Raw genomic sequence first — 24,295 nt, forward strand, 5'->3', positions numbered from 1 at the left:
CCCGTCTCAGCTGACGATGCCGCCCCGGCTGAAGGGCAGCGTCTGCAAGGGCTGGCCGGTCACCGAGAAGACGGCGTTCGCCACCGCCGGTGCCACGGTCGGGACGCCCGGCTCGCCGGCGCCGGTCGGCCGCTCGTGCGACGGCACGATGTGGACCTCGACCACCGGCATGTCGGACATCCGCAGCGGCAGGTAGCTGTCGAAGTTGGCCTGATCGACCACGCCCTCGGTCATGGTGATCTCGCCGCGCAGCGCATGGCCGATGCCCCAGCCGGCACCACCCTCCATCTGGGCCTTGACGATGTCCGGGTTGACGACCTCGCCGCAATCGACGGCGACGACGATCCGGTCCACCTTGATCTGGCCCTTGGCATCGACCGTCACGTCGGCGACATGGGCGACATAGGTGTTGAAGCTCTCATGGACGGCGACGCCGCGGCCCTTGCCCTGCGCCAAGGGCTGGCCCCAGCCGGCCTTCTCCGCCGCCAGCTTCAGCACGCCGGCCAGACGCGGATGGTCCTTCAGCATTTCCATGCGGAAGGCCACCGGGTCCTTGCCGGCCGCCTTGGCGAGGCGGTCGATCATCACCTCCTTGGCATAAGCCGTGTGGGTGTGCCCGACAGACCGCCACCACAGGGTGGTGACCGGCGAGGCGACAGTGTGGGCATCGACCGCGAGGTTCGCCACCGGATAGGCCATGTCCGAGGCGCCCTCGACCATCGTCGCATCGACGCCATCCTTGACCATCACCGCCTCGAACGGCGTGCCGGCCATGAAGCTCTGGCCGACGATGCGCTGCTTCCAGCCGACGAGCGCACCCTTGGCGTCGACCGCCGCGGTGATCCTGTGCAGGAACAGCGGGCGGTAGCGGCCGCCCTTGATGTCGTCCTCGCGAGTCCAGACCAGATGCACCGGGGCCTTGGGATAGGCCTTGGCGATCATCACCGCCTCGGCGATGTAGTCGGCGTTGGTGGTGGCGCGCCGGCCGAAGCTGCCGCCGGCCCATTGGGTCTCGATCTTCACCTGCTCCGGCTTGCAGCCCAGGATGTGGGCGGCGGTCATCTGCTCGACCGTCTGGAACTGCGATCCGGCCCAGATGGTGCAGCCACCCTCCGGGTTCAGCGCCACCACGGCGTTCAGCGGCTCCATCGGCGCATGGGCGAGGTAGGGGAAGACGAACTCGCCGTCCACCGCATGGCCGCCCTTGGCCTTGGCGTCGGCGATCGCCTTGTCGGCATCGCCCTTGCTCGCCGCGACCGAGCCCGGCTTTTCCGCCGCCTTGCGGTAGTCGGCCAGCATGGCGTCGGTGCCGCGGGTCTCGGCCTTGCCATCGTCCCAGGCGACCGTCAGCGCCTCTCGGCCCTTCATGGCGGCCCAGGTATTCTTGGCGATCACCGCGACGCCGACCGGCAGGCTGATCACCTCGATGACGCCCGGCACCTTGCGGGCGGCGGCATCGTCGACGCTCTTCACCGTGCCGCCGAAGCGCGGGCTGCGCGCCAGCACCGCCGTCACCTGACCGGGGCGGCGGATGTCCATCGAGAAGATGGCGGTGCCGTTGGTCTTGCTGATGTGGTCCAGCCGGTGCAGGTCCGGCTTGCCGATCAGCACATAGTCCTTCTGCTCCTTCAGCTTGACCTGCTGCGGCACCGGCAGCTTGGATGCCTCCTCCGCCAGTTCGCCGAAGGTGGCGCTGCGGTTGCTGGCGGCATGGCGGACCACGCCCTTCGACACCGTCACTTCGCCGGCCGGAACCTTCCACCGCACGGCAGCGGCGGCAACCAGCATGGCGCGGGCGGCGGCGCCGGCCATGCGCAGCTCGTCCCAGCTGTTGGCGACGGCGGTCGAGCCGCCGGTGCCCTGGATGCCGAAGAAATGATTGGCGTACAGCTTGGCATCGGCCGGAGCGAAGGCGCCGCGCACCTGGGCCCAATCGGCGTCAAGCTCCTCGGCCGCAATGGTGGCGATGCCGGTGACGATGCCCTGGCCCTTGTCCAGATGCTTGGCCAGCACGGTAACGGTATTGTCCGGCGCCACGATGACGAAGGCGTGCGGGCGCGGGTCGGCCGGGCCGATGATCTTGGGCGCCGCTTCGGCGGCCAGCGCCGGCATCGGCAGATGCGCGCCGACCACCAGAACGCCGGCACCGGCGCCGATGGCCTTCAGGAAACCACGGCGCGACGGGGCGGGCAGCGGCGTGAGCGACAGCCCGTCGCCAAAACCATTCTGTGCGGCCTGACGGATCAGATGATGCAGCATGGATCAGGCCCTCATCGTCTGGGCGGCATCCTTGATCGCCGCGCGGATGCGGACATAGGTGGCGCAGCGGCAGACATTGCCGTCCATCGCCGCGTCGATGTCCTGGTCGGTCGGGTTCTGGTTGTCGGTCAGCAGCGCCACGGCGCTCATGATCTGGCCCGACTGGCAATAGCCGCACTGGACGACGTCCAGCTTCTGCCACGCCGCCTGGACCGCCTGGGCGGCCTTGCCCTTGACGCCTTCGATGGTGGTGATCTTGCTGTCCGGCGTCAGCATGCCGACCGGGGTCTGGCAGGCGCGGGTCGGCGTGCCGTCGACATGGACGGTGCAGGCGCCGCACTGGGCGATGCCGCAGCCGAACTTGGTGCCGGTCATGTTAAGCTCGTCCCGCAGAACCCACAGGAGCGGCATGTCCTCGGGAACGTCGACCTGACGCTCCTCGCCGTTGACGTTGATGCGAACCATGGCTCTTGCCTCTTTCTCCCTGAACGGAACCACCGGCCTGCCCCGACGATTGGAGGAAGGACGACGACAGGTCCGCTGCCCGGTTGCGGGCGTTGGCTACGGAATATGGTTTTTTTGATTGATGGCTGTTGGATCAGCGCTGGCTAGACAGAATACACCGTCCAGTGCACAATGAACTAGAACGCTTTGGTTCATATCGTCATGAAAGCTATTCATAACCCTGCGCTCGACCTCAACCTGGTAAAGGTGTTCGACGCGCTGCTGGAGACCCGCAACGTTTCCCGCGCGGCCGAGGCGCTGGGCGTCAGCCAGTCGGCGGTCAGCCATGCGCTGGGCCGGCTGCGCACGCTGGTGGGCGACCCGCTGTTCGTGCGCACCGGCAACCGGATGGAACCGACCCCGCGCGCCCAGCGTCTGGCCGAGCCCCTGCGCGACCTGCTGGTGGGTGCGGCCCGCGCCCTGTCGGCGGAGGAGGATTTCGATCCCCAGCGGGAGGAACGGACCTTCACCATCTCCACCACCGATTCCATGCAGGCGGTCCTGCTGACCGGCATCCTGCGCGATGCGGCGGAAGGCAACCTGCGCGTGTCGGTGTCGCTGCTCAACCTCGACCCCGACGCCATGCTGAACGCGTTGGACGACGGCACCCTCGATCTCGCCATCGGCTATCTGCCGGATCTGCGGCGCTGGCACGACGGGCAGGTGCTCTACCGGGAAACCCATGCCTGTCTGTACAATCCGAAACTCGTGCCGGTCACCCCGCCGATCGGGCTGGAGGACTACACCCGCTATCCGCATTTGATGCCGTCGCTGCGCGGCGGGATGACCAGCTTCATCGACGAAGAGCTGGCGGCACTCGGCACCAGCCGGCGGGTCGCCGCCTCGACCACCCAGTTCCTGGCGATCCCGATGATCCTGATGCAGGTGCCGATGCTGACCTCGCTGCCCGCCCGGCTGGCCCGTCTGTACGCCGACGCGCTGGGGCTGGCGACCAGCCCGCTGCCCTTCGACATCGGCGACTACGAGATGTCGATGATCTGGCACCGCCGCAACACCGGCTCCCCCTCGCATGGCTGGCTGCGCCAGCGCCTGAGCGAAGAGGCGGCAAAGCTCTGACACGAAGAAGGGGCACCCACGGCGGGGCGCCCCTTCCTGTCCGGTTGAACCTTCTTCCCGTCAATCCGCGGTGACGGAGCGGATTTCGTCCTGGCTGAAGCGCTGCTGCTCCTCCATCACCATCTGCGACAGCTCGCGCTTCAGGCGGTTGAACTCCGGGGCGGAGCCGTCGCGCGGGCGCGGCATGTCGACGGCGACGTCGCGCTTGATGGTGCCCGGCCGGTAGGTCATCACGATGATGCGGTCGGCCAGATAGATGCTCTCCTCGATGGAGTGGGTGACGAACAGGATGGTCTTGCCGACCTCCTCCCAGATGCGCAGCAACTCGTCCTGAAGCGTGCGGCGGGTCAGGGCGTCGAGCGCGCCGAACGGCTCGTCCATCAGCAGGATCGGGCTGTCGAGCGCCAGCACGCGGGCGATGGCGACGCGCTGGCGCATGCCGCCCGACAGATCCTTGGGAAAGCGGTTGCGGAAGTCCTGCAGATGCAGCTTCTGCAGCAGCCACTCCACCCGCTCGGCGATCTCCGCCTTGGACATTCCCTTGATCTCCAGGCCGAAGGCGACGTTCTGCGCCACCGTCATCCAGGGGAACAGGGCATATTCCTGGAACACCATGCCGCGGTCGGGACCGGGTTCGGTGATGGTGCGGCCATCGACGGTGACGGTCCCCGTCGTCGGCGGCTGGAACCCGGCGACCGCGTTCAGCAGCGTGGACTTGCCGCAGCCCGAGGGTCCCAGCAGGCAGACGAATTCGCCCTTGCGGATGTCGAGATCGATGTTCTGCAAGGCGACGATCTTCTGCGCCCCGACGACGAAGGTCTTCTCCACCCCGCGCACCTGGATCTGCACAGACGCCGCTTCGGTGACGGGCGTGGTGTCGGCAACACTCTTCAGCATGGGCGTCATCTCCATCCCCTCCCCATCAATTCTCAAGACCGCGGTGCCAGCGCAGCAGGTGGTTGTTCAGGCGGTTCATGCCGATGTCGATGGCGAGGCCCAGCAGGCCGATGGTGAACATCCCGGCGATGATCTTGTCGGACCACATGAACTCGCGCGCTTCCAGGATGCGGAAGCCGAGGCCGGAGTTGACGGCGATCATCTCCGACACGATCACGACGATGAAGGCAGTGCCGATGCCGATCCGGGCGCCGGCCAGGATGTAGGGGGTGGCGGCCGGCAGGATGACGCGCAGGAACATGGTCAGCTTGCCGGCCCCCAGGTTGCGGGCGGCGCGCAGATAGATGCCGTCGACATGGCGCACCCCGGCGATGGTGTTCATCAGCACCGGGAAGAAGGCGCCGATGGCGATCAGGAACACCGCCGGCGCATTGCCCAGCCCGAACCACAGGATCGCCAGCGGGATGTAGGCGATGGGCGGGATCGGCCGCAGCACCTGCATCAGCGGGTCGAACAGCGCGTAGATGCGCGGGTTGCCGCCCATGGCGAGCCCCAGCGGAAGCGCCAGCCCGGCGCCGACGGCGAAGCCCAGCACCACGCGGTACAGGCTGGACCAGGCGTCGAACAGCATCTCGCCCGACAGCGCCCACAGGATCCAACTGGATTGCGCCGGATCGTAGGCTTCGGTCGGCAGCAGATAGGCCCACCAGCGCACGACCACCTGCACCGGCGACGGCAGCACCACCGGGTTGATCAGGCCGGAGGTGGACAGGATCTGCCACAGCGCGATCACCAGGACCGGCACCAGGGAGCCGCGCAGCAGGGCCGCGGGCGAGAAACGGGGCTTGGCTTGGGACATGGGGCGTCCTCCTTCCGCTGGGTGGGGCTCAGTTCGCCTTCACGGTGCCGGTACCGGCGTCATTCGCGGCCGCCTTGGTGGCCTTCGCCTTTTCCAGCAGGTCCAGCTTCACCCAATCGGCGGCCTTCGGCGGGTTGTCCATGCGGCCGACGCCGAACTTCTGCATCATGTCGGTCGTGACCTGGACGTGATGGACCGACAGGTCGTAGCTGTAGGGCGAGTTGCCGATAGCGTCCTTGAAGTCCTGGCTGGAGATCTGGCCCTTGAACATCTGTTCGCGGACATACTTCTCGGCCAGATCGGGGTTGGCGATGAAGGTCGCCGTCGCCTCGACGAAACAGTTGACCAGACGCTGGGCGACGTCGGGCTTCTTCTTGTAGAAGTCCTCGGTGATGACCAGCGAGCGCACCGGCTCGCCCAGTTCGGTGTCGTACGGCTTGACCACCTCGACGCCGAAGCCCTTGTTGATGGCTTGGCTCGATTGCGGCTCGGACTGCGACATGGCGTCGATGCTGCCAGCCAGCAGGGCCTGGTTCATGTCGGCGTAGGCCATGTAGACGATCTGCACGTCCTTGCCGGAACGGTCCGACCAGCTCAGCCCATGCTTCGCCAACTCGGCCAGCAGGATCAGTTCCTGGGCGCCGCCGCGCGGGGTGGCGACCTTCTTGCCCTTCAGGTCGGCGACGCTCTTGATGCCGGCATCCGGCTTGGCGACGATGCGTGCCCCGCCCTTGGCGAAGCCGGCCACCGCATAGATCGGCACGCCCGACGCACGGCCGGCGATGGCGGCGTCCACCGCGCTGGCGGCCACGTCGATCTCGCCGGCGACGATGGCGGGCAGGATGTCGATGCCCTTGGGGAAGACCCGCTCCTCGATCTTCAGGTCGTACTTGCCGGCGATCTCCTTCATGTAGGAGACCGCGCCGTAATGGGCGAATTTCAGGTTGCCGAGTCGGACCAGATCGGCGGCCGAGGCGCCCTGGGCGGCGAGTGCTGCGGCAGCGAAGGCGGTGGCGGCGAGCAGAGTCTTCCGGAGCATCGTGTCTCTCCCATGGGGCTTGATCCGCGACCCGTCGCCGCGGTTGGCCTGGAGGAGAGCAAGGGGCGTGCCATTGTCAGTTCGCCGCGCAAACAGTTGGAAAGCCTGGACCCGGCCGTTCGGGCCATGGGCTGCATCGGCGGAAAGCCGCCGATGTCGTTGCACGGACAGGCGGAATTCCGCCGACACCCGGCCCTGCGGCAGGTCGCCGCGCCGGGCGAAAGCCGCCGTTGCCCCTTACGACAAGTCATCGCAGCGCAACGAAAAAGCGTGTAGAAGATGCTGCATCTGCGAACCAACGCACGCGCTCAACCGATTAGGGACAAGAAACATGGCCGAGAGCATGGGGATCGAAACGATCGGCGTCATCGGCGCCGGACAGATGGGCAACGGCATCGCCCAGGTCTGCGCCGTCGCCGGCCTGACGGTGGTCATGACCGACATCTCCGAGGAAGCGGTGCAGCGCGGCCTGTCGACCGTCGGCGGCAGCCTGGACCGTCTGGTCAAGAAGGAGAAGATGACCGCCGCCGACCGCGAGGCCGCCGTCGCGCGCATCACCGCCACCACCGACAAGTCGAAGCTCGCCACCTGCGATCTGGTGATCGAGGCCGCGACCGAGAATGAAGACCTCAAGGTCAAGATCCTGAAGGATCTCTGCGCCACCCTGAAGCCGGAGGCGCTGGTCGCCACCAACACCTCGTCGATCTCCATCACCAAGCTGGCGACGGCCACCGACCGTCCGGACCGCTTCATCGGCCTGCACTTCTTCAACCCGGTGCCGCTGATGGCGCTGCTGGAGATCATCCGCGGCATCCAGACCAGCGACGACACCCATGCCAAGGCGATGGCCTTCGCCAAGCGCGTCGGCAAGTCGCCGATCACCGCCAAGAACAGCCCCGGCTTCGCCGTCAACCGCATCCTCTGCCCGATGATCAACGAGGCGATCTTCGCGCTCCAGGAAGGCATCGCCACGGCCGAGGACATCGACGCCGGCATGAAGGCGGGCTGCAACCACCCGATCGGCCCGTTGGCGCTGGCCGACCTGATCGGTCTGGACACCATGCTGTCGGTGATGGAGGTCTTCTACGAAGGCTTCAACGATCCGAAGTATCGCCCGGCCCCGCTGCTGAAGGAGATGGTCGACGCCGGCTACCTCGGCCGCAAGACCGGCCGCGGCTTCTACGACTACAGCAAGTAACCGCTGCGGCAAGGGAGGGCCCAAGCGCCCTCCCTGCCAAATCCGGTCAAGTCGGCAAGGGGGTGCGCAGAACCGTCAAAAGCGGTTCGGATGGAGCAATCACCCGGCCGGGCATCTCCATAGGATCGGTGCAGTCCAGCGCCATCACGGAGATGCCCCATGACGGCCCGCCTTCGCGCGGCGGCGGTCGCCCTTTTGCTGTGGATCGGTCCGGCCCATGCAGCCGATCCGCCACCGCTGACCAACACCCGCTATGACGAGGATTACCGTTACCTGCTCCAGCCCGGGGCAGGGACCGGCGCCTATTGGGAGCGGTTCAAGGCCATCCCGGTCACGCCGGACGGTTTCGCCTCGCTCTCCACCGGGCTTGAGTTGCGCCTGCGCGGCGAGGCGGTCCGCAACAGCGGCTGGGGCCAGGACGAACCGCGCAACGACGCCTATGGGCTGTGGCGCGCCCTGCCCTACGCCGACCTGCGCGTCGGCCAAAGCCTGCACCTGTTCGGCCAGCTGATCATGGCCGACGCGGTGGGCAAGCTGGACCCGCTGGCACCGCCCGATGCCGACCGCATCGACCTGATGCAGGGCTTCGCCGACCTGAACGCCCCGCTGGGCGAGGCCCAGGGCACGCTGCGCGTCGGCCGCCAGATGCTGGCCTACGGTTCGGAACGGCTAATCTCCATCCGCTACGGCGCCAATGTCCCGCGCGCCTTCGACGCGGTGAAGGGCATCGTCACCGCCGGCCCCTGGCGGGTCGACGCCTTCTACGGCCGGCCGGTCCAGCCGACACCGGATCTCTTCGACGATGGGCGCGACGCCAAGCGCACCGCCTGGGGGCTTTATGCCACCCGGCCGCTCGATCTGGGCCATTTGGGATTCGAAGGGGGCGGCAGCGCCGGGCTGGACGCCTATTACATCGGCTATCGCAACCGCCGCGCCGGCTTCAACGCCGGCAGGGCGAACGAGCTGCGGCATACCGTCGGGCTGCGCAGCTTCGGCAAGGCGGCCGGCTGGGACTGGAACTGGGAAGCGATGGGACAGTTCGGCCGTTTCGGCAGCGGGTCGATCCGGGCCTGGTCGTTCGCCACCGACAGCGGCTATCGCTTCACAGACCTGCCGCTGCAACCCCGGCTCGGCCTGAAGGCCAACATCGCCAGCGGCGACAGCAACCCGCGCGACGACCGTCTGGAGACCTTCAACCCGCTGTTCCCGCGCGCCAAGTATTTCGGCGAACTGACGCCCATCGGTCCCTACAACCTGATGAACCTGCATCCGTCGCTGGACCTTTCCTTGTCCGACGACTTCAGCCTGTCCGCCTCCGCCATCGCCTTCTGGCGGGAAAGCCTGGACGACGGCGTGTACGACCTGACCGGCGGGCTTCTGCGCTCCGGTTCGGCGTCGAAGGCGCGCTATGTCGGCACGCAGGGCGAACTGGTGCTGTCCTACAGCTCCGGCCGCTCCTTCGAGGGGCTGGTCTCCTATTCGCTGTTCCGGCCCGGGCCCTTCCTGAAGGACAGCGGCCCGGCCAAGACCATCCATTTCGCCGGGATGGAAGCAGTCTTCAAATTTTAAAGCGCAAGCCTTGCAGCCGGACGGCGATCCCGTACGTTCAGTCAATCAGCCGGGGCTTTCGACAAGCCCCATATGGACCGACGGCGGATGCGGGAAGCGGTGGAACGGAGACTTCAGGACAGACGGCGGACCAAACCGTCCTTGCGAAAGGGAAGGCTTCTCCATGTCCGCTCTGGACTGTCGGCGGAAAAGACCCTGCTGCTGCGGGTCGGGATCGTCGCCGCCCTGATCGCGCTGGTCATCGCGGTGTTCTGGTTCGACCGCGACGGGCTGAAGGACCAGATCGATGGCCACATCAGCTTTCCCGACATCCTCTACTTCGCCATGATCACGGTGACCACCGTCGGTTACGGCGACATCGTTCCGGTCAGCCACACCGCCCGGCTGATCGACGCCTTCGCCGTCACGCCGATCCGCATCTTCATCTGGTTCATCTTCCTCGGCACCGCCTATGAGCTGGTGGTGCAGAGGATCGTGGAGGAATTCCGGTTGAGCCGCATTCAGAAGCAGCTGCAAGGCCACATCGTGCTGTGCGGCTTCGGGCACAGCGGCTTCATCGCCGCGCAGGAGACCGTCTCGAAGGGCCATCCCGCCGACCACATCGTCGTCATCGACGAGTCGGAGGACCGCATCCAGCTGGCGGCCGACTGCGGCTTCGTCGGCCTGCTCGGCGACGGCACCAGCGAGGACACGCTGAAAAATGCCTGTGTCGGCAAGGCGAAGGCGGTGATCGTCAGCACCGGGCGCGACGACACCACCATCCTGGTGATCCTGACCGTGCGCCACCTGTCCGCCGCCACCAAGATCGTGGCGAACATCAAGCAGGAGGAGAACATCAAGCTCGCCAACCTCAGCGGCGCCGACCTGGTGGTGTCGCCGCCCAAGATCGGCGGCTACCTGATGGCCGACGCGGTGGAGACGCGCTACGCCACCCCCTTCCTGTGCGACCTGATGTCGGCCGGCGGGCAGATGGTGCTGAGCGAACGCCGGGCGGAGCCGGACGAGGTCGGCCTGACCATGGCGGAGGTCAGCGCCGGCATGGTGGTGCAGGTCCACAGCCACGGCCGCGACATCCCCTTCACCGAACGCAACCGCTACCTCATCCAGCTGCAGGACACCCTTCTGATCATCAGCCTGCCCGCGGAGGGGAGCCAACCCAACTAGGATCGGCCCCCCACACGCTCACCCCTTGTAATGCCGGCCGAAGCGGTTGTTCAGGAAGGCATCCAGCGGCACCTGTTCCTGCCGGATGAAGCCGGCCTGCGGGATGGAGCCCTCGCGCAGCAGGTCCAGCACGGCGCAGATGCCGGCGGCGGTGGTGACCTGGATGGCGCTCCAGGTGCGGCCGGCGATCGGCTTGCTGTAGATTTTGGTGGCGAAGGTCTCCTGCCGCAGCTCGCCGTCCTGCATGCCGGTGGCGGTCGCCAGCACCAGAACCACGTCCTGCAAGGTCAGCGGCACGGCGGTCTCCAGCACGTCCTTCAGCAGATGGCGCCGCTCGCCCAGCCGCAGGTCGCGGATCAGCAGGCGGACGATGTCGCGGTGGCCGGGATAGCGGACCGTCTTGTAATCGAGGTTCCGCACCTTGCCGGCCAGCGTCTCGCACAGCGAGCCCAGCCCGCCCGACGTGTTGAAGGCCTCGTAATCGACACCGTCCAGCGCAAAGCGCTCGTCACCCTCCAGCGGCATCACCTCGTGCGGACGGCCGTCGACGATGGCCTCGCACGGGTTGCAATACTCGTTGATCAGCCCGTCGGTGCTCCAGGTCAGATTGTATTTCAGGGCGTTGGTCGGGTATTGCGGCAGCGCGCCGACCCTGAGGTGCAGGTTGTGCAGCTCGTCGAATCGGCGGGCGAGGTCATGGCCGACGATGGAGATGAAGCCCGGCGCCAGACCGCATTGCGGGATCAGCGCCGTACTGGCCGTCTCCGCCAGCATCTTCACCTTGCGGGTGGCGGCGACATCCTCGGTCAGGTCGAGGTAATGGGCGCCGGCCGCGACGGCGGCGGTGGCGATGACTGGGGTCAGGGTGAAGGGGCAGGCGCTCAACACCGCCTGCTGGCCTTCCATGGCGGCGCGCAGAGACGCCGGATCCTCGACATCGACACGCGCCACCCGCAGCCCGGCATGTTCGGCGCGGTACAGCAGCGCCTCGTCCCGGTCGCCGATGGTGACGGCGAAATCGCCGGTCTCGGACAGCAGCGTGCCGATCATCGAGCCGATCTTGCCCGCCCCCAGAACCAGAACCTTCATCGTTGCCATGGTCTCCCGCTCCTCTGTTCAGCCGTGTCCCGTGTTGGCGGGCCATGCCGATGGTTTGGCCCGCACACGAAAGATGTCGGCGGATGCCGCCGGGCAGAACCGGGCAATGCGCCGGTGGCGCTTGAGTTTTCCGGTGAAATGACGGAATTCCCGTTGAAATGACGGACATGCTTTATCCCTCGCACCACCGCGGCGGCGGCGCTAAGGTCGCAGCCGGTTTCCCCAAATCCGGCCCGCCCCCCATGACCCTTCGCCAACTGACCGCCCCGCACGCCGTCCTGCTGGAAGAGCCGCAGGACGGCATCGCCCAGACCAGCGAGATGATCCGCGGTGAGCGCTTCCGCATTCTGGAGGAGCGTGACGGCTGGCTGCGGGCGGAGAACGCCTTCGACGGCCATGTCGGCTGGCTGCCGCCGGGCACCGCGCATCGGGAGCCGGTCGCCCCCACCCACCGTGTGCGGGCCCTGCGCGCCGACCTGCACCCGGCGGCGACGCACCGGGCGCCGCCGGTGGCGACGCTCAGCTTCGGGTCGCTGGTGACGCTGGACGGCCGGGCCGAAAATGGCTGGGTCGGCACCGACGACGGGCTGTGGCTGTTCGCCGGCTGGCTGGAGCCGGTGGGCGCCACTCCCGCCCCCGACCACATCGCCACCGCCCTGCGCTTCCTGGAGACGCCCTATGTCTGGGGCGGCCGCAGCAGCTTCGGCATCGACTGTTCCGGGCTGGTGCTGACCGCCATGGCGGCCGCCGGAATCGTCTCCCACCACAGCAGCGGCATGCAGCGCAAAGACGAGCGGCTGGGGGCGTGGGTGTCCGAGGACGGCCGCGGCGTCGAGTATCGGCGCGGCGACATCGTCTTCTTCCCCGGCCATGTCGGGCTGATGGTGGACGGGACGAACCTGCTGCACGCCACCGTCTTCACCATGTCAGTCGTGATCGAACCCCTGAGCGAGGTCGCCGAGCGCGCGGAGGTCAATGGTGTCCGCCGTCCCAACCGTCTCACCGGCAATTTGGCGCGGGCGTAGCGCCTCCCCCACCAGCAGCAGGGTCGGCCCCTTGCCGGCGGCCACCCCCTGCTCCGCCATCCGGCCGAGCGTCGTCCAGTACCGCCGCTCGTCGGGCCGGCAGCCATTCTCCACCGCCAGCACCGGCGTCGTGGCCGGCAGCCCGGCACCGGTCAGCCCCTGCCCGACCGCGCGAGCCTGCTCGCGTCCCATGTAGATCGCCAGCGTGCCCTGCGGATCGGCCAGCCGCGCCCAATCGGGCTCGAACCGCTCTCCGTCACGGCCATGGGCGGTGACGAAGGTGACGGCGCGCGACACCCCGCGCTTGGTCAGCGACAGCCCGGTCGAAGCGGCACAACCGAGTGCCGCGGTGATTCCCGGCACCACCCGCACCGGAATGCCGAGGCTGTCGAGATGCTCGATCTCCTCGCCGGCCCGGCCGAACACCATCGGGTCGCCGCCCTTCAGCCGCACCACCCGCTTGCCACGCCGGGCATGGAAGGCGATCAGCGCGTTGATCTCCCCCTGCGGCAGCGAATGCCGGCCGGAGCGCTTGCCGACGCAGATGCGCTCGGCCTTGGGATGGGCGAGGTCGAGGATCCCGTCGCCGACCAGCGCGTCGTAGAGCACGACTTCGGCCGCCGCCAGCGCCTTGACCGCCGCGACGGTCAGCAGGTCGGGGTCGCCGGGACCGGCACCGACGAGGGTGACTTGCCCGCACTCTTTTTGCCGAGCAGCACGGTACCCCCTCTCCCCCCGGGGAGAGGGTTAGGGTGAGGGGGTCGCGTGGCGGCCCTTTCCCAAGGGAGAGGGAGAAGGGACAAGGCACCGCCGCCAGCACCCGCAAAGCGCGGCACCAAGAGGCGCGCCAGCGCCGCGAGACTCTCACGCCACTTCGCGCTGGTGAGCATGACGAAGCACCTCCTTGAGTTCAGGCACGCAGGAACCACAATTCGTCCCGGCCTTCAATGCCGCACCGATCTCCGCCACGCTGGTCAGCCGGCGGTCGCGGATGGCGCCGACCAACCGGTTGATGCCGACGCTGAAGCAGGCACAGACGATCCGCCCCTCATCGGCCTGCACCCCCGGCGCCCGGCCGGCGAGCAGCCCGGCCCGCGCCCCGTCGTCCAGCCCATCCTTTTCCAAAAGCCCGGCGAGCCAACCGCGCGGCGGCAGGCGCCCGTCGGCGGCGACGAACAGGCAGGCCTCCAGCCGGTCCCCGTCCATCCAGGCCATCCGCAGGCCGCCGCGCGCAGGGTCGCGGAACTCCACCACCGCCCCGGCGGGGTCGAGGCCGGGCAGCCACTCCGCCACCGCCGGGATCGCCCCCATCCCCGCCATCTCCACCAGATGCCCGCCCGCCACGGCGCGGCGCGCCCAATAGCCGCCATGGCCGGGCTCCACGGCATGGCGGACCAGCAGGAAGGCGTTCCAGTGCGGCCGCCAGGGCTCCACCGTCGCCGGCATCCGCTTCAGGTCGGGTTGGCCGGAGAAGGGGTCCACCGCCTCGTCGTCGACCAGCCGGCCGATGACGCAGGCACCGGTGAAGCGCTCGGTCCAATGCATCGGCAGGAAGACCGTGCCTTCGCCTTGCGCATCGGTGACGCGCACCCGCGCCAGCGCCTCACCCGCCGCCGTGGCGATGCGGGCCAGCCCGCCATCCTCCAGCCCCCACGCCGCTGCATCGGCCGGGTGGATCTCCAGCCGCGGTTCCGGCGCATGGGCGGACAGCCGCGCCGACAGTCCGGTGCGGGTCATGGTATGCCACTGGTCGCGCAGCCGCCCGGTGTTCAGCAACAGCGCCCCGTCCGGCATCTCGCGCGGCAGCGGCTTCGCCGTGACCGGCAGCACCCGGGCGCGCCCGTCCGCGGTGAAGAATCGTCCATCGCCGAACAGCCGCTTCTGCGGCTTGGCATCCACCCGCCAGGGCCAGGGGAAGGGCGCCAGCGCATCGTACCCGCCATCGTCCAGCCCGCTCAGCGCCCCGATGTCGAACGCCCGCGTCCCGCCATTCTCGAAGTCCGACAGCGCGGCATGCTCGCGGAACACCGCCGCAGCACTCTCGTAGGAGAAAGCCTCGGCGAAACCCATGCGGCGGGCGACCTGGGTGACGATCCACCAGTCAGCCCGCGCCTCCCCGGCGCCGTCCTTGAAGGCGCGCTGGCGCGAGATGGTGCGGTCGGAGTTGGTGACGGTGCCGTCCTTCTCGCTCCAGCCCCTGGCCGGCAGGCGGATATGGGCGAAGCGGCCGGTGTCGGTGTCGCGGATGCAGTCGGAGACCACCACCGTCTCGCAGCGTTCCAGCGCCCGCTGCACCCGGCCCGCATCGGGCATGCTGACGGCAGGGTTGGTCGCCATGATCCACACCGCCTTGACCGTGCCGGCCTCGATGGCGCGGAACAGATCGACCGCCTTCAGCCCCGGCTTGGCCGCCACGCGCGGCGCATTCCAGAAGCGGCCGACCCGGTCCACTTCCGTTTCGGTAAAGCCCATATGGGCGGCCAGCTGGTTCGCCAGCCCGCCGACCTCGCGCCCGCCCATGGCGTTCGGCTGCCCGGTGACGGAGAAGGGGCCGCAGCCGGGCCGGCCGATGCGCCCGGTCAGGAAATGGACGTTCAGGATGGTGTTGACGGTGTCGCTGCCCTGGGAGGACTGGTTGACGCCCTGCGAATAGACCGTCACCACCCGGTCTGTGGCGGCGAACTCGGCATAGAAGGCGGCGACCTCCGCCTCCTCCAGCCCACAGCGGCGGGCCACGGTCGCCACATCCGGCGCATCGGCACGGGCGGCGGCCAGCGCCTCCTCGACCCCCTCGGCATGGGCGGCGACGAAGCCCGCATCGCGATGGCCGCGCTCATCCAGATAGGCCATCAGCCCGTTGAACAGCAGCGCGTCGGTGCCGGCCCTCAGCGCCAGATGGCGGTCGGCGGCATCGACGCAGTCGGTCCGCCTTGGATCGACGACGACGATCCGGGTGCCGCGTTCGGCCCGTGCCGCCAGCAGCCGCTGGTGCAAAACCGGGTGGCACCAGGCGAGGTTGGACCCCACCAGCACCACCAGATCGGCGCACTCGAAATCCTCGTAAGCCCCCGGCACCGCGTCGGCGCCCAGCCCCCGCTTGTGCCCGACCACCGACGAGGCCATGCACAGCCGCGAGTTGGTGTCGATGTTGGCCGAGCCGATGAAGCCCTTCATCAGCTTGTTGGCGACGTAGTAATCCTCGGTCAGCAGCTGGCCGGAGACGTAGAAGGCCACCGAGTCCGGCCCATGCCTGGCGATGGTGTCGGAAAAGCGCCGGGCCACCTCGTCCAGCGCTTCGTCCCACGACACCCGCTTGTCGCCGATTTCCGGATAGAGCAGCCGCCCATCCGGCACCAGCGTGTCGGCCAGCGCCGATCCCTTGGAGCAGAGCCGTCCCCGGTTCGCCGGGTGGTCGGCATCGCCGCGCACGGTCACGGCGCCATCGGCCGAAACGCGCGCGATCACCCCGCACCCGACCCCGCAATAGGGACAGGTGGTCTTCACCTCCCGTGCCGGTCCGGAGGGCGACTCCGCCCCGTCAAACATGGCCGCAGGCCTTGCGGCAGCCGCCGCGCGACAGCTTGGCCTCGCCCAGCGCGATGGCGACGCTGCGCCCCTCGACCCGCACCGGGACATGGCCGGTGCGGCCCTCGTCGGGGGCGACGGCCTCGCCGGTCGCCAGTTCGATCACCCAGCTGTGCAGCGGGCAGGTGACGCGGCGGCCATGGACGATGCCCTGGGACAGCGGCCCCTGCTTGTGCGGGCAGGCATCCTCCAGCGCGAAGACCTCGTCGGCCGCCGTGCGGAACAGGGCGATGTCGCCGCCGGGCGTGCGGACGACGCGCGAGCCCAGCACCGGGATGTCGTCGATGCTGCCGACCTGGGTCCAGACGGTTTCCGAGATGGCGGGCTCGGAGACGGCGTTTTCCATGATGATGCTGTCCATGATCCCTTACCCCACTTCGGCGAGCAGATTGAATTCGTGACGGTCGACGCCCTTGGCGGCGCGTTCCGCCCACGGGTCGTCCTGCGAGAAGGTCTGCGAGAACAGGAAGCGCGCGTTCAACGCCCGGCGCCGCTCCGGATCCTCGACCAGCGCCGCCTTGATGTGGTCGAGGCCGACCCGCTCAACCCAGGGTGCTGTGCGCTCCAGATAGCGGGCCTCCTCGCGGTAGAGCTGCATGAAGGCGCCGGTGTATTCCAGAACCTCCTCCTCCGTGCCCACGCGGATCAGCAGGTCGCAGGCGCGGACATGCAGGCCGCCGTTGCCGCCGACATGCAGCTCGTATCCGCTGTCGATGCAGACGACGCCGAGATCCTTGATGGTGGCCTCGGCGCAGTTGCGCGGGCAGCCGGACACCGCCAGCTTGACCTTGTGCGGGGTCCAGGTGCCCCAGGTCATCCGCTCGAGCTTCACGCCCAGCCCGGTCGAATCCTGCGTGCCGAAGCGGCACCATTCCGACCCGACGCAGGTCTTCACCGTGCGCAGCCCCTTGGCATAGGCATGGCCCGACACCATCCCGGCGGCATTCAGATCCGCCCAGACCGCCGGCAGATCCTCCTTCTTCACGCCGAACAGGTCGATGCGCTGGCCGCCGGTCACCTTCACGGTCGGGATGGCGAACTTGTCGACCACGTCGGCGATGGCGCGCAGTTCCGCCGCATTGGTCAGGCCGCCCCACATGCGCGGCACGACCGAATAGGTGCCGTCCTTCTGGATGTTGGCGTGGGCGCGCTCGTTGATGTAGCGCGACTGGTAGTCGTCCTTGTACTCGCCCGGCCACGCACAGAGCAGGTAATAGTTCAGCGCCGGCCGGCAGGAGGCGCAGCCGTCGGGCGTCGTCCACTCCATCGCCTGGAAGACCTCGGGCATGGTCTTCAGCCCGCTCTCGACGATGGCCGCCCGCACCTGATCATGGGTGTGGTGAGTGCATTTGCACATCGGCTTGACCTTGGGCGCGGCGGTGAAGCCGTCGCCCAGCGTCACCGCCAGCAGCCGTTCCACCGTGCCGGAGCAGCCGCCGCAGGAGGCAGAGGCCTTGGTGTGCGCCTTCACCTCGTCCAGGCTGGTCAGGCCCTTCTCGGTGATCGCCTTGACGATGGTGCCCTTGCAGACGCCGTTGCAGCCGCAGATCTCGGCGCTGTCGGGCAGTGCCGAGATGGCGGCGTTCGGGTCGCCGGCGTCGGCGCCGCCGAAGCCCTGGCCGAAGATCATGCTGTCGCGCTCGGCCGACACGTCGGTGCCGTCCTTCAGCAGCGAGAAGTACCAGGCGCCGTCCTTGGTATCGCCATACAGCACCGCGCCCAGCAGCTTGCCGTCCTTCAGCACCAGACGCTTGTAGACACCGCGGGCGGCGTCGCGGAACACGATGTCCTCGGTCCCCACCCCTCCCGAGAAATCGCCGGCGGAGAACACGTCAACGCCGGTGACCTTCAGCTTGGTCGAGGTGACGGAGCCGGTGTAGGCCGCCCCCTCCCCGCCCGCGAGATCGTGGGCCAGCACCTTCGCCATCTCGAACAACGGAGCGACGAGGCCCCAGGTGACGCCGCGATGCTCGACGCATTCGCCGACCGCGGAAATCGACGGGTCGCTGGTGCGCATCCGGTCGTCGACGCGGATGCCGCGCCCGCAGTCCAGACCGGCTGCCTTGCCCAGCGCCATGTTGGGGCGGATGCCCACCGCCATGACGACGATGTCGGCCGGCAGTTCGCGCCCATCCCGCAGCCGGACCGCGCTGACCCACTCGTCGCCGACAATCTCCGCCGTGTCGGCGCCGGTCAGCACCTCGATGCCGCGGCGTTCCAGCTCGCGTTGCAGCAGCATGCCGGCCGACGGGTCGAGCTGGCGTTCCATCAGCGTCGGCATCAGATGAACGACGGTGACCTCCATACCCTTGACGCGCAGGCCGTTGGCGGCTTCCAGCCCCAAGAGCCCGCCGCCGATCACCACGGCGCGGCCGCCCTTCGCCGCCGCCGCCAGCATGGCGTCGACGTCGGCCAGATCGCGGAAGCCAATGACGCCGGGCAGGGTCGATCCCGGCACCGGGATGATGAAGGGCATGGAGCCGGTGGCGATCAGCAGCCGGTCATAGGGAACGACGCGGCCGGACTGCGAGACCACCATCTTGCCCACGCGGTCGATGCTCTCAACCGCCTCGCCGGTCAGCAGCGCGATGCCGTTGGCGTCGTACCACTCGCGGCTGTTCAGCACGATCTGGTCGAAGGTCTTCTCGCCCGCCAGCACCGGCGACAGCATGATGCGGTTGTAATTGGGGTGCGGCTCGGCACCGAAGACGGTGATGTCGAAGCGGCCGGGCGCCTTGGCCAGCAGTTCCTCCACCGTCTTCATGCCGGCCATGCCGTTGCCGACCACAACCAGCCGTTCCCTGACCGGGCCGGTGCTGTGCAGTTCTGATTCGTTGGATTCGACGGCGGGCCCGTTGTTCGATGAGAGATGCATGTCCATGGCGCGTCTGCCTCGTCTATCGTGTCCGGCCTGCTGCAAAGTCAGGCACGGGGCCAAAAAGAAAGGCGTCCGAACGGGCCTGCGTCCCTGCCCCGCGAGTGAACCGCGAAGACCGGTGCAAACCTGTTCGGACGCCGTTGTCCGGGCGGTTCGTCGTCGAACCAGGGCCAAATCCGCACGTCGTCGCACGGTGTTGGCCGATGTTGCGGGCACCGACGACGTTGCCGGCGCCCGCTGTTGTCTCGCCGTCTCCTAAGCAATCCACGTGCCAGTCACCGCATCGATGGGTGCGTCCGGCAAAACTCCAGGGATTCCGCGGGCTCCCGACCATCATCGCACCCGATACCTAGGTGCCTATTTTTGGATCATGCTTAGGTATTGCACAAAGCATGGACATGCCGGCCTGTGTGCGCCGCAAAAATCAGCAGGCGGCCCGATACTCTCGACAGGCAGCTCATACCTTCAGCCCGGTCATAGCCAACGAAATCAACCGCTCCGGCCGATTTTTCGGCAAAAGCCATCCTTTGGCATGAGGCTTGCGAAGAGGCATGCCAGAGACGCGCCAACGACGGTGCGTGCATCCCAAGCGTCCAATGATGGGCCAGCCCCCGGCAGTGTTGCCGACCCCGGTATCGACAGGCCTTTTCAAAAGGCTTTTCCGGTCGATCCCGCTGGACGCTTTCGACGGCCAAGGCACGCATGAGCCATCTGCCCGAAAAACAGCCAGTCCGGAATCTGCCCAGAAAATCGACACCGGTGTCGCACGCCCGACCGCTGGTCCGGATTTCAGAGATGGAGCAACCGACGTGGCCCACCGCACCTTCCGCCACCTTCTCTCATCCGCTGCTGCCGTCGTCGCCCTGACGGCAAGCGTCTCTGCCTATGCCGCCCCGCTCGACGTCGAAAAGGAGCAGCTGAAGCTCGGCTTCATCAAGCTGACCGACATGGCGCCGCTCGCCATCGCCGCCGAGAAGGGCTTCTTCGAGGATGAAGGCCTCTCCGTCACGCTGGAGCCGCAGGCGAACTGGAAGGTCCTGCTCGACCGCGTGATCTCCGGCGAGCTGGACGGCGCCCATATGCTGGCCGGCCAGCCGCTGGGTGCCACCATCGGCTTCGGCACCAAGGCCCACATCGTCACCGCCTTCTCGATGGACCTGAACGGCAACGGCATCACGCTGTCGAACGACGTCTGGCGCAAGATGAAGGCCAACGTGCCCACCGGCGCCGACGGCAAGCCGGTCCACCCGATCAAGGCCGATGCGCTGAAGCCGGTGATCGCCCAGTACAAGGCCGAGGGCAAGCCCTTCAACATGGGCATGGTCTTCCCGGTCTCGACCCACAATTACGAGCTGCGCTACTGGCTGGCATCGGGCGGGATCAACCCCGGCTTCTACAGCCCGACCGACGTGTCGGGCCAGATCGGCGCCGACGCGCTGCTCTCCGTCACCCCGCCGCCGCAGATGCCGGCGACGCTGGAGGCCGGCACCATCTACGGCTACAGCGTCGGCGAGCCGTGGAACCAGCAGGCGGTGGTCAAGGGCATCGGCGTGCCGGTGATCACCGACACCGAGATCTGGAAGAACAACCCCGAGAAGGTCTTCGGCGTCACCGACGAGTGGGCTAGCAAGAACCCCAAGACCCATCTGGCCGTCGTCAAGGCGCTGATCCGCGCCGCCCAGTGGCTGGACGAGAACAACAATGCCAACCGCGCCGAAGCGGTGAAGATCCTCGCCAAGTCCGAATATGTCGGCGCCGACGCCAAGGTCATCGCCAATTCGATGACCGGCACCTTCGAATACGAGAAGGGCGACAAGCGCGACGTTCCCGACTTCAACGTCTTCTTCCGCTACAACGCGACCTACCCCTTCTATTCGGACGCCGTCTGGTACCTGACCCAGATGCGGCGCTGGGGCCAGATCGCCGAGGCCAAGCCCGACAACTGGTACGACGAGACCGCCCGCAGCGTCTACAAGCCGGACATCTATCTCCAGGCCGCGAAGCTGCTGGTCGAGGAGGGCAAATCCAAGGAAGCCGACTTCCCGTGGAAGAGCGACGGCTACAAGCCGGTCGACACCGGCTTCATCGACGGCATCCCCTATGACGGCCACAAGCCGAACGACTACCTCGCCAAGCAGCCCATCGGCCTGAAGGGCGACCAGAAGATCGAGGGCGGTCAGGTGGTGGGGGGCTGAGTCCTCCCGCCTTTACCCGCCAATTCCCCCTCTCCCCCGGGGAGAGGGTCGGGGTGAGGGGGATGCACAGGCCGAACTGATTTCGGCTGCGCCGAACCCCCTCATCCTAACCTTCTCCCCAGGGGGGAGAAGGGATCTTTCCAAGGGGAAGACTTCCATGACCAGCCTGACCGACACCTCCGCCGACCTTGCCCGCGCCCAGCACAAGGCCCGCCGCGCCCATGTGCTGAACCGCATCGCCTCCGCCCTGACCACGATCGGCCTCGGCTGGCTGGCGCCGCTGCTGCGGCTGGCATCCGGCGAGAACCCGCGCCAGCAGGGCATCGAGCTGTGGCGCCAGATGGGCATCCCGCTCACCGCCATCCTGCTGTTCCTCGCCGCCTGGGGCTGGGCCGCCCCGCAGGTGCAGACCAGCCTCGGCGCCATCCCCGGCCCGGCCCAGGTGTGGGAGCAGGCGACCAACCTCTACGCCGACCACAAGGCCGAACGCGCCAAGGAGGCCGCCTTCTACGACCGGCAGGCCAAGCGCAACGCCGAGATCCTGGCGAAGGATCCGAAGGCGGAGGTCAGGACCCGCCCCTATGCCGGCAAGCCGACCTACCTCGACCAGATCGTCACCAGCCTGAAGACCGTCTTCACCGGCTTCCTGCTGGGTGCCCTGGTGGCGGTGCCGCTGGGGGTGGCGAGCGGCCTGTCGCCGACGGTCAACGCCGCGATCAACCCGCTGATCCAGATCTTCAAGCCGGTGTCGCCGCTGGCCTGGCTGCCGCTGGTCACCATGGTGGTCAGCGCCACCGTGTCGGGCAGCGACCCGCTGTTCGAGAAGTCCTTCCTGACGTCCGCCATCACCGTCACGCTGTGCTCGCTGTGGCCGACGCTGATCAACACGGCGGTCGGCGTCTCCTCCATCGACCGCGACCTGATGAATGTCGGCAAGGTGCTTCAGCTCTCCGGCTTCACCATGGTCCGCCGCCTCGTTCTGCCGTCGGCCCTGCCCTTCATCTTCACCGGGCTGCGCCTGTCGCTGGGCGTGGGCTGGATGGTGCTGATCGCGGCGGAGATGCTGGCCCAGAACCCCGGCCTCGGCAAGTTCGTCTGGGACGAGTTCCAGAACGGCTCCGCCAGCTCGCTCGCCAGGATCATGGTGGCGGTCTTCACCATCGGCCTGATCGGCTTCCTGCTCGACCGCGTGATGCTGGCGCTCCAGTCCGCCGTCAGCCACAGCCCCGCCCGCTAAGGAGACCGGCCATGGCGATCCTGGACCTGAAGGGTGTGTCGAAGTCCTACGGCGGCAACACCGTGCTGCGCGACATCGACCTGTCGATCGAAGAGGGCGAGTTCGTCGCCATCGTCGGCTTCTCCGGCTCCGGCAAGTCGACCCTCATCAACCTGATCGCCGGTCTGGCGATGCCCGATGCCGGCGAAGTGCTCTACCGCGGCAAGCCGGTCACCGGCCCCGGCCCGGAGCGCGGCCTCGTCTTCCAGTCCTATTCGCTGATGCCCTGGCTCAGCGTGAAGGAGAATGTCGCCCTGGCGGTGGACGCCGTCCACAAGGCGAAGGGCGGCGCCGAACGCGGCGTGCTGACCCGCCGGGCGGTGGAGACGGTCGGTCTCGGCCATGCCACCGACCGCCGGCCGAAGGAACTGTCGGGCGGCATGCGCCAGCGCGTCGGCTTCGCCCGCGCGCTGGCCATGAGCCCGGAGATGCTGCTGCTGGACGAGCCGCTGTCGGCGCTCGACGCCCTGACCCGCGCCAAGCTTCAGGACGAGATCGAGGCGATCTGGCGCAAGGACCGCAAGACCGTCATCCTCATCACCAACGATGTGGACGAGGCGATCCTGCTGGCCGACCGCATCGTGCCCCTGACCCCCGGCCCGAACGCCACGCTCGGCCCTGCCTTCACCGTCGATCTGCCGCGCCCGCGCGACCGCACCGCCGTCAACCATGACGAGGATTTCAAACGCCTGCGCGCCGAGGTCACCGCGTATCTGATGGAGGTCGGCGTCGCCCGCGGGACCGGCGGCGATGACGGGCTTGTCCTGCCCGACGTGAAGCCGATCACCGCCTCGCCCCCGCCCAAGGCCTATATCGAGGCGATGGGCGGGCGCGGGATGGAGGACCGCTATCTCGAATTCACCCGCCTGACCAAGACCTTCGCCACGCCGAAGGGTCCGCTGACCGTGGTAGACGGCTTCGATCTGAAGATGCGCAAGGGCGAGTTCGTCTCGCTGATCGGTCATTCCGGCTGCGGCAAGTCCACCGTGCTGTCGATGGTCGCCGGGCTGGCCGACGTGACCAGCGGCGGCATCGTGCTGGACGGCAAGGAGGTGGACGGCGCCGGTCCCGACCGCGCCGTGGTGTTCCAGGCCCCCAGCCTGTTCCCCTGGCTGACGGCTTACGAAAACGTCATGCTCGGCGTCGACCGCGTCTTCCCGCACGCCAGCAAGGGCGAGCGCGCCGACATCGCCCGCTATTACCTCGCCCGCGTGGGCTTGGGCGACAGCATGAACAAGAAGGCGTCGGAGCTGTCCAACGGCATGAAGCAGCGCGTCGGCATCGCCCGCGCCTTCGCCCTGTCGCCCAAGCTGCTGCTGCTGGACGAGCCGTTCGGCATGCTCGACAGCCTGACCCGCTGGGAGTTGCAGGAAGTGCTGATGGAGGTGTGGGCGCGCACCAAGGTCACCGCGGTCTGCGTCACCCATGACGTGGACGAGGCGCTGCTGCTGGCCGACCGGGTGGTGATGATGACCAACGGCCCGAACGCCAAGATCGGCCACATCCTATCCGTCGACATCCCCCATCCCCGCACCCGCCAGGCCCTGCTGGAGCACCCGCGCTATTACGACTACCGCGAGGAGCTGCTGAACTTCCTCGAAGGCGGCCATGCCGGGGCGCCGAAAAAGGCGGCATAGCGGCGTCCCATCCCCCGGAAAGCCCACCGAAGACC

The 24,295-nt window shown here is 68.0% G+C and carries 17 protein-coding genes and 1 pseudogene; 8 read left to right on the forward strand and 10 right to left on the reverse strand.

Annotated features, from left to right (window positions below; translation table 11 throughout):
• Nucleotides 1-6: 6 nt before the first annotated feature.
• Together ACWPN8_RS01735 and ACWPN8_RS01740 are read right to left on the reverse strand one after the other, a co-directional pair.
• Nucleotides 7-2,259: a xanthine dehydrogenase family protein molybdopterin-binding subunit gene (locus ACWPN8_RS01735; protein ID WP_492239696.1), complete on the reverse strand. Its 2,253-nt coding sequence runs from the start codon at nucleotides 2,257-2,259 to the stop codon at nucleotides 7-9.
• Nucleotides 2,260-2,262: 3 nt separating this feature from the next.
• Entirely contained in the window at nucleotides 2,263-2,724 is a 462-nt protein-coding gene (locus ACWPN8_RS01740) for a (2Fe-2S)-binding protein (protein WP_109448342.1), read from the reverse strand.
• 201 nt (nucleotides 2,725-2,925) lie between these two features.
• Between ACWPN8_RS01740 and ACWPN8_RS01745 the strand changes: the two genes are divergently transcribed.
• On the forward strand, nucleotides 2,926-3,840 hold the full coding sequence (locus tag ACWPN8_RS01745) for a LysR family transcriptional regulator (protein WP_109448341.1): 915 nt from the start codon (nucleotides 2,926-2,928) through the stop codon (nucleotides 3,838-3,840).
• Nucleotides 3,841-3,900: 60 nt separating this feature from the next.
• On the opposite strand, the gene ACWPN8_RS01750 is transcribed toward ACWPN8_RS01745, so the two are convergent.
• Genes ACWPN8_RS01750 through ACWPN8_RS01760 form a run of 3 tightly spaced genes read right to left on the reverse strand, consistent with a single transcriptional unit; the run spans nucleotide 3,901 to nucleotide 6,635 of the window.
• Complete coding sequence (locus ACWPN8_RS01750; protein WP_492239697.1) at nucleotides 3,901-4,737, reverse strand: ABC transporter ATP-binding protein; 837 nt, start codon at nucleotides 4,735-4,737, stop codon at nucleotides 3,901-3,903.
• Nucleotides 4,738-4,762: 25 nt separating this feature from the next.
• Nucleotides 4,763-5,596, reverse strand: coding sequence for an ABC transporter permease (locus tag ACWPN8_RS01755; RefSeq protein WP_109448339.1), 834 nt, complete (start codon nucleotides 5,594-5,596; stop codon nucleotides 4,763-4,765).
• A 28-nt stretch (nucleotides 5,597-5,624) separates the two neighbouring features.
• Entirely contained in the window at nucleotides 5,625-6,635 is a 1,011-nt protein-coding gene (locus ACWPN8_RS01760) for an ABC transporter substrate-binding protein (RefSeq protein ID WP_109448338.1), read from the reverse strand.
• A gap of 331 nt (nucleotides 6,636-6,966) precedes the next feature.
• Between ACWPN8_RS01760 and ACWPN8_RS01765 the strand changes: the two genes are divergently transcribed.
• The 3 genes from ACWPN8_RS01765 (at nucleotide 6,967) to ACWPN8_RS01775 (ending at nucleotide 10,566) form a co-directional block, all read left to right on the forward strand.
• On the forward strand, nucleotides 6,967-7,833 hold the full coding sequence (locus tag ACWPN8_RS01765) for a 3-hydroxybutyryl-CoA dehydrogenase (protein ID WP_199237639.1): 867 nt from the start codon (nucleotides 6,967-6,969) through the stop codon (nucleotides 7,831-7,833).
• A 159-nt stretch (nucleotides 7,834-7,992) separates the two neighbouring features.
• Nucleotides 7,993-9,402 carry an alginate export family protein gene (locus tag ACWPN8_RS01770; protein WP_492239698.1) on the forward strand — a complete coding sequence of 470 codons (1,410 nt, stop codon included), beginning with the start codon at nucleotides 7,993-7,995 and terminating at the stop codon, nucleotides 9,400-9,402.
• A gap of 141 nt (nucleotides 9,403-9,543) precedes the next feature.
• A complete protein-coding gene (locus ACWPN8_RS01775; RefSeq protein WP_492239699.1) occupies nucleotides 9,544-10,566 on the forward strand; it encodes a potassium channel family protein in 1,023 nt (340 codons plus the stop codon).
• Nucleotides 10,567-10,584: 18 nt separating this feature from the next.
• On the opposite strand, the gene ACWPN8_RS01780 is transcribed toward ACWPN8_RS01775, so the two are convergent.
• Nucleotides 10,585-11,664, reverse strand: coding sequence for a saccharopine dehydrogenase family protein (locus ACWPN8_RS01780; RefSeq protein WP_109448334.1), 1,080 nt, complete (start codon nucleotides 11,662-11,664; stop codon nucleotides 10,585-10,587).
• 242 nt (nucleotides 11,665-11,906) lie between these two features.
• Between ACWPN8_RS01780 and ACWPN8_RS01785 the strand changes: the two genes are divergently transcribed.
• Nucleotides 11,907-12,689, forward strand: coding sequence for a C40 family peptidase (locus tag ACWPN8_RS01785; RefSeq protein ID WP_492239700.1), 783 nt, complete (start codon nucleotides 11,907-11,909; stop codon nucleotides 12,687-12,689).
• Here the strand turns inward: ACWPN8_RS01785 and cobA are convergent.
• The 4 genes and pseudogenes from cobA to nirB all read right to left on the reverse strand — a co-directional run.
• Nucleotides 12,591-13,367: pseudogene (cobA, locus tag ACWPN8_RS01790) on the reverse strand (uroporphyrinogen-III C-methyltransferase); the annotation flags it as partial. The gene ACWPN8_RS01785 and the pseudogene cobA overlap by 99 nt on opposite strands.
• 186 nt (nucleotides 13,368-13,553) lie before the next feature.
• Nucleotides 13,554-16,193 (reverse strand): molybdopterin-dependent oxidoreductase, encoded by a 2,640-nt coding sequence (locus ACWPN8_RS01795; protein ID WP_492239701.1) that lies wholly within the window; start codon nucleotides 16,191-16,193, stop codon nucleotides 13,554-13,556.
• 34 nt (nucleotides 16,194-16,227) lie between these two features.
• Nucleotides 16,228-16,635 (reverse strand): nitrite reductase small subunit NirD, encoded by a 408-nt coding sequence (gene nirD / locus ACWPN8_RS01800; RefSeq protein ID WP_109448330.1) that lies wholly within the window; start codon nucleotides 16,633-16,635, stop codon nucleotides 16,228-16,230.
• A 6-nt stretch (nucleotides 16,636-16,641) separates the two neighbouring features.
• On the reverse strand, nucleotides 16,642-19,149 hold the full coding sequence (gene nirB / locus ACWPN8_RS01805) for a nitrite reductase large subunit NirB (RefSeq protein ID WP_492239765.1): 2,508 nt from the start codon (nucleotides 19,147-19,149) through the stop codon (nucleotides 16,642-16,644).
• 812 nt (nucleotides 19,150-19,961) lie between these two features.
• Between nirB and ACWPN8_RS01810 the strand changes: the two genes are divergently transcribed.
• The 3 genes from ACWPN8_RS01810 to ACWPN8_RS01820 all read left to right on the forward strand — a co-directional run bounded on the left by ACWPN8_RS01810 (nucleotide 19,962) and on the right by ACWPN8_RS01820 (nucleotide 24,260).
• On the forward strand, nucleotides 19,962-21,347 hold the full coding sequence (locus ACWPN8_RS01810; RefSeq protein WP_492239702.1) for a CmpA/NrtA family ABC transporter substrate-binding protein: 1,386 nt from the start codon (nucleotides 19,962-19,964) through the stop codon (nucleotides 21,345-21,347).
• A 157-nt stretch (nucleotides 21,348-21,504) separates the two neighbouring features.
• Nucleotides 21,505-22,584 (forward strand): ABC transporter permease, encoded by a 1,080-nt coding sequence (locus tag ACWPN8_RS01815; protein ID WP_492239703.1) that lies wholly within the window; start codon nucleotides 21,505-21,507, stop codon nucleotides 22,582-22,584.
• An 11-nt stretch (nucleotides 22,585-22,595) separates the two neighbouring features.
• On the forward strand, nucleotides 22,596-24,260 hold the full coding sequence (locus ACWPN8_RS01820; RefSeq protein WP_492239704.1) for an ABC transporter ATP-binding protein: 1,665 nt from the start codon (nucleotides 22,596-22,598) through the stop codon (nucleotides 24,258-24,260).
• Nucleotides 24,261-24,295: the final 35 nt, after the last annotated feature.

The sequence above is a fragment of the Azospirillum sp. UENF 112521 genome, assembly GCF_058780665.1.

Excerpts from the sequence above, each read along its gene's own strand:
- ACWPN8_RS01735 (WP_492239696.1), bottom strand. The coding sequence starts at position 2,259 with ATGCTGCATCATCTGATCCGTCAGGCCGCACAGAATGGTTTTGGCGAC.
- ACWPN8_RS01740 (WP_109448342.1), bottom strand. The coding sequence starts at position 2,724 with ATGGTTCGCATCAACGTCAACGGCGAGGAGCGTCAGGTCGACGTTCCC.
- ACWPN8_RS01745 (WP_109448341.1), top strand. The coding sequence starts at position 2,926 with ATGAAAGCTATTCATAACCCTGCGCTCGACCTCAACCTGGTAAAGGTG.
- ACWPN8_RS01750 (WP_492239697.1), bottom strand. The coding sequence starts at position 4,737 with ATGCTGAAGAGTGTTGCCGACACCACGCCCGTCACCGAAGCGGCGTCT.
- ACWPN8_RS01755 (WP_109448339.1), bottom strand. The coding sequence starts at position 5,596 with ATGTCCCAAGCCAAGCCCCGTTTCTCGCCCGCGGCCCTGCTGCGCGGC.
- ACWPN8_RS01760 (WP_109448338.1), bottom strand. The coding sequence starts at position 6,635 with ATGCTCCGGAAGACTCTGCTCGCCGCCACCGCCTTCGCTGCCGCAGCA.
- ACWPN8_RS01765 (WP_199237639.1), top strand. The coding sequence starts at position 6,967 with ATGGCCGAGAGCATGGGGATCGAAACGATCGGCGTCATCGGCGCCGGA.
- ACWPN8_RS01770 (WP_492239698.1), top strand. The coding sequence starts at position 7,993 with ATGACGGCCCGCCTTCGCGCGGCGGCGGTCGCCCTTTTGCTGTGGATC.
- ACWPN8_RS01780 (WP_109448334.1), bottom strand. The coding sequence starts at position 11,664 with ATGGCAACGATGAAGGTTCTGGTTCTGGGGGCGGGCAAGATCGGCTCG.
- ACWPN8_RS01785 (WP_492239700.1), top strand. The coding sequence starts at position 11,907 with ATGACCCTTCGCCAACTGACCGCCCCGCACGCCGTCCTGCTGGAAGAG.
- nirD (WP_109448330.1), bottom strand. The coding sequence starts at position 16,635 with ATGGACAGCATCATCATGGAAAACGCCGTCTCCGAGCCCGCCATCTCG.
- nirB (WP_492239765.1), bottom strand. The coding sequence starts at position 19,149 with ATGCATCTCTCATCGAACAACGGGCCCGCCGTCGAATCCAACGAATCA.
- ACWPN8_RS01815 (WP_492239703.1), top strand. The coding sequence starts at position 21,505 with ATGACCAGCCTGACCGACACCTCCGCCGACCTTGCCCGCGCCCAGCAC.
- ACWPN8_RS01820 (WP_492239704.1), top strand. The coding sequence starts at position 22,596 with ATGGCGATCCTGGACCTGAAGGGTGTGTCGAAGTCCTACGGCGGCAAC.